General features: G+C 73.2%; 10 protein-coding genes. 5 read left to right on the top strand and 5 right to left on the bottom strand.

Going from position 1 to position 12,773, the window contains the following annotated elements:
* Positions 1–43: 43 nt before the first annotated feature.
* Complete coding sequence (locus J3486_RS13285) at positions 44–1,102, top strand: CdaR family transcriptional regulator (protein WP_207820475.1); 1,059 nt, start codon at positions 44–46, stop codon at positions 1,100–1,102.
* 7 nt (positions 1,103–1,109) lie between these two features.
* Here the strand turns inward: J3486_RS13285 and J3486_RS13280 are convergent, their stop codons facing one another.
* Positions 1,110–2,459, bottom strand: a complete 1,350-nt coding sequence (locus tag J3486_RS13280) for a VWA domain-containing protein (RefSeq protein ID WP_207820474.1) — start codon at positions 2,457–2,459, stop codon at positions 1,110–1,112.
* The gene (locus tag J3486_RS13275; RefSeq protein ID WP_207820473.1) at positions 2,456–3,313 is read right to left on the bottom strand and encodes a MoxR family ATPase; all 858 of its coding nucleotides are present in this window, start codon (positions 3,311–3,313) and stop codon (positions 2,456–2,458) included. The genes J3486_RS13280 and J3486_RS13275 overlap by 4 nt, the downstream gene beginning before the upstream one ends.
* Positions 3,314–3,458: 145 nt before the next feature.
* On the opposite strand from J3486_RS13275, the gene J3486_RS13270 reads away from it, so the two are divergent.
* The 3 genes from J3486_RS13270 (at position 3,459) to J3486_RS13260 (ending at position 5,625) form a co-directional block, all read left to right on the top strand.
* Positions 3,459–3,956, top strand: a complete 498-nt coding sequence (locus J3486_RS13270) for a helix-turn-helix domain-containing protein (RefSeq protein WP_207820472.1) — start codon at positions 3,459–3,461, stop codon at positions 3,954–3,956.
* 101 nt (positions 3,957–4,057) lie between these two features.
* The gene (locus J3486_RS13265) at positions 4,058–4,573 is read left to right on the top strand and encodes an SRPBCC family protein (protein ID WP_207820471.1); all 516 of its coding nucleotides are present in this window, start codon (positions 4,058–4,060) and stop codon (positions 4,571–4,573) included.
* Positions 4,573–5,625, top strand: a complete 1,053-nt coding sequence (locus J3486_RS13260) for an LLM class flavin-dependent oxidoreductase (RefSeq protein WP_207820470.1) — start codon at positions 4,573–4,575, stop codon at positions 5,623–5,625. The genes J3486_RS13265 and J3486_RS13260 overlap by 1 nt, the downstream gene beginning before the upstream one ends.
* Before the next feature lie 511 nt (positions 5,626–6,136).
* On the opposite strand, the gene J3486_RS13255 is transcribed toward J3486_RS13260, so the two are convergent.
* Together J3486_RS13255 and J3486_RS13250 are read right to left on the bottom strand one after the other, a co-directional pair.
* The gene (locus tag J3486_RS13255) at positions 6,137–7,132 is read right to left on the bottom strand and encodes a Ppx/GppA family phosphatase (RefSeq protein ID WP_207820785.1); all 996 of its coding nucleotides are present in this window, start codon (positions 7,130–7,132) and stop codon (positions 6,137–6,139) included.
* Between the two features lie 68 nt (positions 7,133–7,200).
* The gene (locus J3486_RS13250) at positions 7,201–8,661 is read right to left on the bottom strand and encodes an MFS transporter (protein ID WP_207820469.1); all 1,461 of its coding nucleotides are present in this window, start codon (positions 8,659–8,661) and stop codon (positions 7,201–7,203) included.
* A 212-nt stretch (positions 8,662–8,873) separates the two neighbouring features.
* Between J3486_RS13250 and J3486_RS13245 the strand changes: the two genes are divergently transcribed.
* Positions 8,874–9,521 carry a TetR/AcrR family transcriptional regulator gene (locus J3486_RS13245; RefSeq protein WP_207820784.1) on the top strand — a complete coding sequence of 216 codons (648 nt, stop codon included), beginning with the start codon at positions 8,874–8,876 and terminating at the stop codon, positions 9,519–9,521.
* 57 nt (positions 9,522–9,578) lie between these two features.
* On the opposite strand, the gene J3486_RS13240 is transcribed toward J3486_RS13245, so the two are convergent.
* Positions 9,579–12,719, bottom strand: a complete 3,141-nt coding sequence (locus J3486_RS13240) for a carboxyl transferase domain-containing protein (RefSeq protein ID WP_207820468.1) — start codon at positions 12,717–12,719, stop codon at positions 9,579–9,581.
* Between the last annotated feature and the right edge of the window lie 54 nt (positions 12,720–12,773).

Genomic DNA, 12,773 nt, shown 5'->3' with positions numbered 1-12,773 from the left:
GTTAAAAAGACGGGGCCGACACAGCACGACAGCGAGGGCGCTCATGGCCGAGAACGACATACCCGACCGCTTCCTGGACGGGTACGCCGCCCTGCTCGCCGACGCCTCCGCCACCGGCCGCCGCCTCACCCGCGACGAGCTCGCCGGACGCCGCGCGCTCGGCGAGCAGGCCGCCGACGCCGGCTGTGCGCTGCGCACCCTGGTCGCCGCGCACCTCGCCGACGCCCGGACGAACTGGCCGTCGGGCGCCGTCGCCCCGGCCGGGGTGATGGCCGCCGTCGAACAGGCCCTGGACGCCTTCGTCGAAGGCTATGAGCGCGCCCAGCGCCAGGCCATGCGGCAGGAGGAGGCGGCCCGCCGCGAGTTCATCGACGACCTGCTCTACGGCCGCAGCGACGTCGGCCAGCTCGCCGAGCGCGCCGAACGGTTCGGCCTGCGGCTCTCCCACGAGCACGCCGTCGCGGTCGCCGAGGGCGAGTTCGCGTACGACGAGGGCGACAGCGTGGCCCGCGCCGTGGAGCAGGCCATGATCAGCCGGTTCGGCGACCGCGACATCCTGCTCACCACCAAGGACGGCCGGCTCGTCTGCGTGGCCCCCGGCGACCAGGACGAGATCCTCGCCTTCTTCGCCAAGCAGGCCTACGCCGCCACCGACGGCGGACACGTCGCGATCGGCCGGCCCCAGCACGGGCCCGGCGGTGTCGTGCAGTCCTACGAGGAAGCCCTCAGCACCCTCGAACTCGCCGAACGCCTGGAGTTCGACGACCCGGTGCTGCGCGCTGCCGACCTCCTCGTCTACCCGGTGCTCACGCGGGACCGGCAGGCGATGGCGGACCTGGTGAGCACCGCGCTCGGCCCGCTGCAGCGGGCCCGCGGCGGCGCCCAGCCCCTCATCGACACGCTCACCGCGTACTTCGACTCGGGGTGCGTCGCCGCCGAGGCGGCCCGGCGGCTCGCGCTGAGCGTGCGCGCGCTCACCTACCGCCTGGACCGCATCCACAAACTGACCGGCGCCGACCCGGCCGACCCGGTCTCCCGCTACACCCTGCAGACCGCGGTGATCGGCGCCCGACTCCTGGACTGGCCGAACCGCCCCCTGTAGCCGTCCGTCATACCGGCAACAGGCGTCCCACCAGAGCGCTCAACTGCCGTGCGTTGCGGCACTCGTACATCTCCACGACCTCGCCGTACACCCCGGCCGCCGAGTCACCGGTGTCCCACTGGGCGCGCGACTCCGGGTTCAGCCAGTACGTGCGGCGGGCGGCGCGCGTGATGCGGCGCAGCGCGGGCAGGTTCGGGTCCTGCTGGTTGTTGCGGGCGTCGCCGAGGACGAACACGGAGGTGCGCGGGGTGATCGCCGCCTCGTAGCGCTCCACGAACTCGCCGAGCGACGTCCCGTAGTCGCTGCTGCCGTGCCAGCCGGTCAGCGCCGCCTCGGCCGTGATCCGTGCGCTCAGGCCCTCCGGGTCGGCGGCGCCCTGCGCGATGAGGCCGGTGACCTCGTCGATCCGGTTGACGAAGGCGAAGACGCGGATCTTGCTGAACTGGTCGTGCAGCGCCTGCACCAGCAGCATCGTGAAGTTCGCGAACCCCGCCACCGACCCCGACACGTCGCAGAGCAGCACCAGTTCGGGGCGCGACGGGCGCCGCTTGCGCAGCACGGGGCGCATCGGCACGCCGCCGGTCGACAGCGAGCCGCGCAGTGTGCGCCGCAGGTCGATGTGCCCGCGCGCCGCACGCCGCCGCCGGGCCGCGAGCCGCGTGGCGAGTATCCGGGCCAGCGGGTGAACGGTCCTTCTCAGCTCGGCCAGTTGGTCCTTGCCCGCGTAGAGGAACAGGGTCCGGTCCGGGGTCTGTACGGGCATCCGGCGGGCGATCTCGTCGCGGTCGCGCGCCTCGGCGACCCGGCGCCGGGCCTCCCCGCGCACCTGCGCACGGAACTCCTCGATGCGGCGGCGGATCTCGTCGGCCTCGATCCGGTCGGTGAACGCACCCGCCCGGCCGCCGCCCGCCCGGATCCCGGACATGATCCGCGCCAGCAGCGTCTGCGGCCGCAGACGGTCGAGGGTCTGCTGCGAGGACCAGCCGGAGCCGCCGTCGTAGCCGCCGAAGGCGTCCACCGCCTCGGCGGCCAACTGGCGCATCGCGGCGCGGTCGTTGGCGGCCAGCGCCTCAGCGAGCCGCTCGCGCAGCTCGTCACGGTCGACGGGACCGGTGTCGCGGCCGGGCGCCCCGATGCCGCGCGGGAAGTACAGATCGAAGACCGGGTCGAAGACGGCCCGCTGCCCCTGGTCGTGCAGGAGCGCGGCGGCGAGCCCCTCGCGCATGTGCTCCCGGTTGTCGAGGCCGAGCGCCGCCACCGCGCGGGCGGCGTCCACGCTCTCGCCGGTGCCGATCCGCACGCCGTGCGCGCGCAACGCCCGTACGAGGGACGTCACCCGGTCCGCGGTGGCGTTCACACGGCGTCCAGATCGAGCTTGGCCGCGGCGGTCCGCACGTCCTCCTGGTGCTTGAGGACGACGCCGAGCGAGGCCCGCACGACCTCCTCGTCGAGCCGGTCCGCGCCGAGCGCGAGCAGCGTGCGCGCCCAGTCGACGGTCTCCGCGACCGACGGCACCTTGCGCAGGTCCATGGCGCGCAGCGCGCCCACGACCCGGACGAGGGACTGCGCGAGCACCTCGTCGAGCTCGGGCACCTTCAGCGCGACGATCCGCCGCTCCAACTCCTCCTCGGGGAAGCCGATGTGGAGGAAGAGGCAGCGGCGGCGCAGCGCCTCGGACAGCTCGCGCGACGCGTTCGAGGTCAGGACGACGAACGGCCGACGGGTCGCCTCGATCGTGCCCAGCTCCGGCACCGTCACCTGGAAGTCGGAGAGCACCTCGAGCAGCAGCCCCTCCACCTCGACGTCGGCCTTGTCCATCTCGTCGATCAGCAGGACCTTCGCGTCGTCGCCGCGGATCGCGCTGAGCAGCGGACGCGACAGCAGGAACTCCTCGCTGAAGATGTCCGTGCGCGTCTGGTCCCACGTCTCGTCGCGCCCCGCGGTGATCCGCAGCAACTGCTTGGCGTGGTTCCACTCGTAGAGCGCCCGGGACTCGTCCACGCCCTCGTAGCACTGCAGCCGGATGAGCCGGGCGTCGCTGATCGCGGCGACGGCCTTGGCGAGCTCGGTCTTGCCGACGCCCGCGGGTCCCTCCACGAGGAGCGGCTTGCCGAGCCTGGCGGCCAGGAAGACGGTGGTCGCGACGGCCGGTGAGGCCAGATAGCCGGTCTCGGCCAGACGTGCGGTGACATCGTCCACGGACGTGAACAACAGGGCCTCCCAAGCGGTGCGTCGCGGACTGCCAGCTGATCAGTTCACGGGGCGGCCGACAAGCGGGTCCGGAGGTTTCATGGCGCACATCACGTGCTGGGTCTCGTACAGGGACCTACTGAGGCGCGCTCCGTATCCTGGCCCCATGAGGCGCACATCCTTTGCCGACTGGCCCTGCTCCATCGCCCGCACCATGGACCTCCTGGGTGACTGGTGGACGCCGCTCGTGCTGCGCGAGGCGTTCTACGGCATCACCCGCTTCGACGTCTTCCAGCAGGAGCTCGGGATCGCCCGCACCACGCTCGCGGAGCGGCTGCGGCGCCTCGTCGACGAGGGCCTGATGGAGAAGCGCGTCTACGACACGGCGCCGGTCCGCCACGACTACGTGCTCACCGAGAAGGGCCGCGACTTCTTCGGCGTGCTCGCCGCGATGAACGCGTGGGGCAACCGCTGGCTCTCCGGGGAGGACGGACCGCCCGTCGTCTTCGAGCACGACCGCTGCGGGCACGTCGCCGAGGCGGCGGTGGTTTGCGCGGACTGCGGCGAGCCGATGACGGCGGCGGACACCCGCCCGCGGATGGGCCCCGGCTACCCGGAGCGGCTCGCGCGGCGCCCCGACGTGGCGGCCCGCTTCACGCGCTGACCGCAACCGGGTCACCTGGTGGGTCCCCCCTTGACGGAGTGAGTCCATCTACGAAACTCTCGTGGTCAGAGCCGGTACGGTACACAGAGAGGTGGGCCACCATGGAGTGGACGGGCGCGCGCTACGCGGACACGCCGACCGTCGAGGTGCGGCGCAGGATCGGGGCGCCGGCGCGGCGGGTGTGGGAGCTGGTCACGGACGTCTCCCTGATGCCCCGCCTCAGTGACGAACTGCAGGCCGCCGCGTGGGTGGGGGAGCCGGGCGGGCCCGAGGTCGGGGCGCGGTTCGTCGGCCGCAACAGGCACGAGGCGTTCGGCGAGTGGGAGACGACGTCGTACGTGGTCGAATGCGTTCCGCTGAAGACCTTCGCCTGGGCCGTCGCGGACCCCGAACTGCCCAGTGCCACCTGGCGGTTCACGCTCGACGAGCAGCCCGACGGCTCGACGGAACTCACACAGTGGGCCCGGCTGGGCCCCGGGCGCTCCGGGCTCTCGCACGCCATCGACCGGATGCCGGAGAAGGAACAGAAGATCGTGCACGTACGACTGGGCGAGTTCGAGCGGAACATGGGCGCGACGCTCGACGCGCTGAAGGCGCTCGCGGAGGGTGAGCTGTGATGCGTACCTCCACGACGATCGAGGCGTCCGGCGGGAACTGGCGCGAGACGGTCGACTTCGTCACCGAGGCCGAGAAGCTCGGTATGGACATCTGCTGGGTCGCGGAGGCGTGGGGCTCCGAAGCGCCGTCCCCGCTGGGCTACTTGGCGGCCCGTACCGAACGGATGCTGCTCGGCTCGGGCATCATCCAGCTCGCCACCCGCACCCCGGCGGCCATCGCCCGCGCCGCCATCACCCTCTCCAACATCTCCGAGGGCCGCTTCCTGCTGGGCCTCGGCCCGTCGGGCCCGCAGGTGATCGAGGGCCTGCACGGCGTCCCGTTCGCCCGCCCGCTGACCCGGATGAGGGAGACGGTGGAGATCATCCGGATGGCGGCCACGGGCGAGAAACTCACCTACGAGGGCCTCGAGTTCACGCTGCCCCTCCCCGGAGGTGAAGCGCGCCCGATGCGCCTCTCGATGCGCGCGGAGCACGAACTCCCGGTCTATCTGGCCACGTTGTCGCCGAAGATGCTGCGCCTGACGGGTGAGGTGGCGGACGGCTGGCTCGGCACGAGTTTCGTCCCCGAGGGCGCGAAGGAGGCCTACTTCGACCACCTCGACGCCGGCCTCGCCGGGGCCGGGCGCTCCCGCGCGGACCTGGACATCTGCCAGGGCGCCGAGGTGAACTTCGCCGACGACGAGGAGACGCTGCGCTCGTTGCTGGCCGGCCGCAAGAAGGAACTGGCCTTCAGCCTCGGCGGCATGGGCTCCGCCGCCACCAACTTCTACAACCAGGCCTACAGCAGGCAGGGCTGGGCCGAGGGCGCCGCGGCCGTCCGCGACCGCTGGCAGTCGGGCGACCGAGACGGAGCGGCTTCCTTGATCACCGACGACATGGTCCTGGCCACGACCCTCATCGGCACGGAGGACATGGTCAGGGCCCGCCTCAAGGTCTGGCAGGACGCCGGCGTGAACACGGTCCGCTTCTACCCGTCGGGCGACACGTTGGAGGCCCGGCTGACGACGCTGGGCAGGGCGATCGACCTGGTGCGCGACATCGAGGAGGAGTAGCGCGAGGCCCCCGCCAGAGGGCCCAACTACGGTCCCCGCGCCCAGGGGGCACGGGGCCCGGCGCACCCGGCCGCGATGCACGCGCACTTGCCTGCCTTGCAGCCGAGGCAGTCGAGTGGGCGCGGCCTGTGTCCAGGTGGCGCGGCGGCTGGGTCTCCGCCAGGGGCGCGGGGAACTGCGCGACCGGCCACGATGCACGCGCACTCGCCCGAATCGCAGCTGAGGCAGTCGAGTGGGCGCGGCCCGAGTCCAGGTGGCCCAACTACCGGTCCCGCGCTCAGGGGCGCGGGGAACTGCGTGACCGGCCGCGATGCACGCGCACTCGCCCGAATCGCAGCTGAGGCAGTTGAGTGGGCGCGGCCCGAGTCCAGGTGGCCCAACTACCGGTCCCGCGCCCAGGGGCGCGGGGGAACGGCGTGACCGGCCACGACGGACGCGCACTCGCCCGACAGCAGGCCGTGGCAGGCGAAAGGGCGGGTGCCCGGCGATAGAGGGCCGGCACCCGCCGCGGTTACCGGCGCCCCGCCACCCGCAAGGCCCGCTGCCCGCCCGGGACCCGGGGCGCCGCGGGCTCGGTCCACCACTCGGTGTCGCCCTCGATGCGGCGCAGCAGGATGCCCTCCCGGATCGCCCACGGGGAGATCGTCAGCCGGCGGATGCCCATGAGCTTCATCGCGGTGTGCCCGACCAGCGCCCCGGCCAGGGACTGCGCCGCGCGCGGGGCCGAGATGCCCGGCAGCTCGGCGCGGCGGGACACCGGCAGCTCGGCCAGCGACGACACCGCGCAGCGCAGGTCGGCCCGGTGCAACTCCCGCCGGACGAAGGGCCCGTGGCGCCCCGGCGGGGCCCCGCACAACCGGGCCAGCTGCGTGAACGTACGGGACGTGGCCGCCGCCGTCAGCGGCCCCTCCCAGCGGATCCGGGCCGCCACGTCCCGGAGCTGGTGCCGCACATGACGGCGCAGCGCACGCAACGACGCGTCGTCGGGCTGCTCGGCGTCACCGAGGTGCTCGCGGGTCAGCCGCCGCGCCCCGAGCGGCAGCGACACCGCGAAGTCCGGCAACCGGCCCCGCCCGAAAGCGACTTCGAGGGAACCGCCCCCGATGTCGAGGACCCCGAGCGGCCCGGCCCGCCAGCCCATCCAGCGGCGCGCGGCCAGGAACGTCAGCTCGGCCTCCACCTCCCCCGGCAGCACCCGCATCCGCACCCCCGTGCCGTCCGTGACCGCGGCGAGCACCTCGTCCCGGTTGGGCGCGTCGCGCACGATGGCGGTGGCAAAGACGAACGGCTCGTCGCTTCCCCACCGTTCGGCCTCCGCGCAGGCGTCCGCGACCGCGTCGGCGATCCGCCGGATCGCCCGCGGGCCCAGTCTTCGGTCCCCGTCGACCTCTTCCGACAGCCGTAGCCGGCGTTTGGACGTGTGCACCGGCAGCGGCGCTCCGTCGCGTGCGTCCGCGATCGCGAGCCGCACCGTGTTCGAGCCGACGTCCACCACACTGATTCGCATGATCATGCGAGTACCCCCCGCGTGCTCCGGTCAAGCCGCGGCGGGTGCTCGATCGTCCTCGTCGGGACTCAGGCGTGCTCCTCGACCGAGTGCGAGTCGGTGAGGGTGACGGCGCCGCCGGCCGCGATCAGACCGACGATCACCGCCAGCACGGCGTAGGTGATCCGCTCGCCGTGGAAGAACGACTGCACGAGGTCGCTGCTCCAGACCCCCGCGGGCAGCTGCGTGGTGACCAGCGCGGCGATCATGGTGCCGACGACGGCGGTGCCGATGCTGGTCCCGACCTCCTGGGCGGTGTCGTTGAGCGCCGTGCCGATCGAGGTGCGGTTCTCCGGCATCGCCTCGACGAGGGCGATGGCGCAGATCGTCATGACGGTGCGCAGCCCGATGGTCATCACGACCATGCAGACGGCGATGGCTGCGTACCCGTGCTCCACGCCCCACGCGAGACCGGCCAGCGCGCCGGCCAGGCAGGCCGCGCCGACCAGACAGGCGACCCGGTGGCCGAACCGCTTCGCGAGCCACTCCGACAGCGGAGTCGCGAAGATCATGGTCACGATGATCGGCAGGTTCGCAAGCCCGGCCCGCACGGGGCTCCACCCGTAGGCGTACTGGAAGTGGAGGATGAGCCCGAACATCACGCCGGCCATCGCGATGGACGTGCCGATCTGGGCGATGGCCGCGCCGCGGACGGTCCCGCCGGAGAAGATCTTGAGGTCCAGCATGGGGGCCTTGCTGCGGTGCTCGTGCCACACGAACGCGAGACCGGCGGCCAGGGCGCCGAGGACCGAGCCGATCGTGGCCGCGGAGAGCCAGCCGTGCTCGACGCCGCTGGTCAGCGCGTAGCAGGCCAGGCCGATGGTGAGCACGCTCAGGGCCGCGCCCGGCAGGTCGAGCCGGTCCTTGGTGAGGTCCTCGGGCCGGTCCGCCGCGACGCCGAGCCGCACGCCGACGGCCGCGATCACCGCGATCGGCGCGTTGACGAGCAGCAGCCACTGCCAGCTCACGTGGGCGAGCGCGGTGCCGCCCAGCAGCGGGCCGAGGACGAACCCGGACATGCCGACGACGATCATCAGCGTCATGGCGCGCATCCGCAGCGCCTGGTCGTCGAAGAGCCGGAAGACGAGCGAATTGGTGATCGGGGCCATGGCCGCGGCGGCGATGCCGAGCCCGGCCCTCAGGGCGATGAGCTGGCCGGCCGATTCGACGCCGATGACACACAGGCTCAGCAGGCCGAACGCGGCGAGGCCGATCAGCAGCACACGCCGCCGCCCGAAGCGGTCGGCCATCGAGCCGGCGGTCAGCAGGAGACCGCCGAAGGTCAGCGAATAGGCGCCGGTGACCCACTGCAGGGCGGTCGTGCCGCTGCCCAGGTCGCGGCCGATCGTGGGCAGCGCGATCGACAGCAGCGTGTTGTCGACCATCTCGACGAAGAAGGCCAGGCAGAGCGCGGCCAGCGGGATCCACGCCGCGCGCAGCGACGGATAGGTACGGGATATGGCGGGCTCGGTGGTGGTGGTCGTGCTCATGGCCGCCTCCTCTCTGAACGCCGCCTGACATCGAACGACGCTCTACGTGGAACACGATTCGATGAACGAACGTTGTTCGATGATGGAACGTGGTTCGAGAGTAGAACAACGTTCGATGTTGCGCAAACTGTGATTGGATGAGTGACATGACGCCCCCGCGAACCCGCCCCGCCGAAGCACCCGCCCGCGGACGCAGGCGTGCTTCGCACTCCATGGAGGCCGTGCTCGGCGCGGCCGTCGCCCTGCTCGACGAGGCCGGAGGCTCGGCACTGACCTTCCGGGCCCTGGCCGCCCGGCTCGGCACGGGCGTCGGCACCATCTACTGGTACGTCTCGAACAAGGACGAACTGCTCGACCGCGCCACCGATCACGCGGTCGGCGCCATCCTGGACGCCGTCGACGAGCAGCCCACCAGCGACGACCCGATCGACGACCTCCGCGCGATGGCCGTCACGCTCTTCGACGGGATCGTGGTCCGGCCCTGGCTGGTCGGGTACTTCATGCGCAACACCGACGTCCAGGGCAACTCGCTGCGGTTGTACGAGAAGCTCGGCGAGCAGACGCTCCGCCTCGACCTCACACCCCGTCAGCGGTTCCACGCCGTCTCGGCGATCACGGGCGTCGTCGTCGGCACCGCCGCCGACCTGGGCGTGGAGATCCCGCAGGACCTGCTCGACGGCAGCGTGGACCGCGACGCGTTCCTCGACCGTTTCGCCGACACGTGGCGCTCGCTGGACGCCGACGACTTCCCGTTCGTGCGCCAGATCGCCGACGAGTTCGCGGGCCACGACGACCGGGACCAGTTCCTCGCCGCGCTGGACCTCACCCTGGCGGGCCTGCGCCTCCAAGCCGGGGCATGAGCGCGGCGGCCCGCCGCGGCCGACCGCCGGTCGTGGCTCTGCGCGGACGCGCCTCTGTCAGCGCTCGCGGGGCGTCGCGGCCGTGCCGAGTGCCGCGAGCAGCCACCCGCGCGACTGCGCCGGATCGATGACCGCGTCGATCTCCAGGGCCGCCGCCGCGTTCACCGCCCTGCCGTGCTCGTACAGCTCGGCGACCCGGGTTCGGAAGGCCCGCTCCCGTTCGGCCGGGTCGGCGATGGCCGCCAGCTCGCGCCGGTAGCCGAGGCGGACCGCGCCCTCCAGCCCCATCCCGCCGAACTCCCCGCTCGGCCAGGCCGCCGTCGCGAGCGGCGCCTGCGTCGAACCGCCCATCATGGCCATCGCCCCGAGCCCGTACGCCTTGCGCAGCACGAGGCACACCAGCGGCACGCTCAGCCCCGCGCCCGCGATGAACAGCTCCGCGAACTGCCGTACCGTCGCCGTCCGTTCGGCGTCCGGGCCGACCATGAACCCGGGGGTGTCGCAGAGGGAGACGACCGGGAGTCCGGACGCCTCGCACCGCCGCAGGAAGCGGGCCGCCTTGTCCGCGGCGTCCCGGTCGATCGCGCCCCCCAGGTGCGCCGGGTCGTTCGCGATCAGGCCCAGCGGCCTGCCCTCGACGCGCACCAGCGCCGTGATGACGCCGACGCCGAAGCCGCGGCGCAGTTCGAGGACCGAGCCGGTGTCGGCCAGCCCCTCGATCGCGGCGCGCATGTCGTAGGCCCGTCGCCGGTTCTCGGGGACGGCGTGCCGCAGCAGCCGCTGGTCCGGCGCCTCCCAGCTCGCCCGCGGGCCCTGGAAGTACGAGAGATAGGCGCGGGCCGCGCGCACCGCCTCCGCCTCGTCGGCGACCGGCAGATCCACCACCCCGTTCGGCACCTGCACCGACATCGGGCCGACCTCCTCCGGCCGGTACACGCCGAGCCCGCCGCCCTCGATCATCGCGGGGCCGCCCATGCCGATGTTCGCCTCCGGCGTCGCGATGATCACGTCGCAGCAGCCGAGCAGCGCCGCGTTGCCCGCGAAGCAGCGGCCCGACGCGATGCCGACCAGCGGCACCCGGCCGCTGAGCCGCGCCATCCGCTGGAACGTCGGCACGTTCAGCCCCGCGATCACGGCCGTGTCCGTGTCGCCCGGCCGGCCGCCGCCGCCCTCCGCGAACAGCACGACGGGCAGCCCGCGCTCCTGCGCGACGTGCAGCATCCGGTCGGTCTTGCGGTGATTGTTGTGACCCTGCGTCCCGGCGAGGACCGTGTAGTCGTACGACATCACGACGGCGGGCGCGCCCCCGACCCGCCCGGTGCCGGTGACCATGCCGTCCGCGGGCGTCGTCCTGATCAGCTCGTCCAGCGGCCTGCGCTGCCGCTGCGCCGCCACCGCGAGCGCCCCGAACTCGGTGAACGTGCCCGGGTCGCACAGCTCCTCGATGTTCTCGCGGGCGGTGCGCCGCCCGGCCGCGTGCCGCTTGGCGACGGCCTCGGGCCGGTTCGCGTCCAGGCCGAACGCGTGCCGCTCCAGCGCCGCGGCGAGATCGGGCCTGATGGCGTCGGGGTCGACGGCCTCCGCCGACTCGTGCCGCGCCGGCCCCTCCTCCGTCACGTCGAGGAGCACCAGTGCGGCGCCCTCCGCGACCGTCTCCCCGACCTCCGCGTGCACGGCCCGTACGACACCGGAGCACTCGGCGCGCACCACGTGCTCCATCTTCATCGCTTCCAGGATCAGCAACGGGGCACCGGACGCCACGAGTTGACCCGGGACGGCCTCGACGGCCGTCACCGCCCCGCTCATCGGGGCCACGACCGTCCCCGGCGCCGCCTGCGGGGCCTCTGCCACCGCCGCCGGTGCCAGATCGGCGAGATGCCGCTGCACGAACCCGGTGTCGAAGCCGCCCTCGGTGAATCCGGGATGCTCAAGGAGCCGCCTCAGCAGGGGGATTCCGGTCCGCACCCCCTCCACCGCGAACTCGTCGAGCGCCCGGCCCGCCCGTGCGCACGCCGCCGCGAATCCGCCCCGCGGGGCGTGCGCGACGACCTTGGCGAGCAGCGAGTCGTAGCGCGCCCCGATCTCCGTTCCGGTCCGGGCGGCCGTGTCGACCCGGATCCCCGGGCCCGTCGGCACGTCGTAGCGGGTGATCCGGCCCGCCGACGGACGCACCGCCCCGTCCGGCGCCGTCACCTCCGCGTTCACCCGCACCTGCACCGCGACCCCCCGCACCGGGGACGGCACGTCGAGTCCCAGATCGGCCAGCGAGTCACCCGCCGCCAGCCGCAACTGCGCGGCGACGAGGTCGACACCGGTCACCTCCTCCGTCACCGTGTGCTCCACCTGCAGCCGCGGATTGGCCTCGATGAACACGAACTCCTCGCCCCTGACGAGGAATTCGACCGTGCCGAGCCCTTGGCAGCGGGCGGCTGCGGCCAGCCGCAGCGCCGCGTCGAGGAGCCGGTCGCGTACCGCCGGGTCCAGGGCGGGCGCCGGGGCGACCTCGACCAGCTTCTGGTGGCGGCGCTGCGCACTGCAGTCCCGCTCCCACAGATGCCCGACCGCCCCGGCGGAGTCGGCGACGACCTGCACCTCGATGTGGCGCGCCCGCTCCCACAGCCGCTCCACGTACAACTCTCCCCGCCCGAAAGCCTGTTGGGCGTCCGAACTGCACCGCTCCCATGCCTCCGTCAGTTCGGCGTCCGTGCGCGCGACCCGCATGCCGCGGCCGCCGCCCCCGCCCACGGCCTTCACCATCACCGGCCCGCCTGCGAGGAACTCCCGCGCCCGTACCAGGTCCGTCGCGCCGTCCGTGCCCGCGAGCACCGGCACCCCTGCCTCGACGGCGAGCGCGCGGGCCCGCGCCTTGTCGCCGAAGAGCTCCAGCGCCTGCGGCGACGGCCCCACGAACACGACGCCCGCCTCGGCGCACGCCCGCGCCAGGGCGGCCGACTCGCTGAGGAACCCGTACCCCGGATGCAGATATCCGCAGCCCGAGCGGCGGGCCGCGGCCACCAGCGCCGCCGCGTCCAGGTAGCCGCCCGCTGCCAGCGGCACGGCCTCGTCGGCGCACCGGACGTGCGCGTCGTCCCCCGGCTCGTGCACCGCGACCGCCCGCATCCCCAGATCGGTGGCGGCGCGCAGCACCCGTACGGCGATCTCGCCCCGATTGGCGACGAGGACAGCGGCAGACCCCATGGAACCCTCCGGGAGGTGAGGTGGTGCGGACGGGTTCCGTCATGCTCATTGACA

Source organism: Streptomyces sp. VRA16 Mangrove soil (assembly GCF_017377775.1).
In the GTDB taxonomy this organism is placed as follows: Bacteria; Actinomycetota; Actinomycetes; order Streptomycetales; family Streptomycetaceae; genus Streptomyces.
Note: the sequence above shows the minus strand (reverse complement) of the source record. Positions and strands in the feature narration are given on the sequence as shown.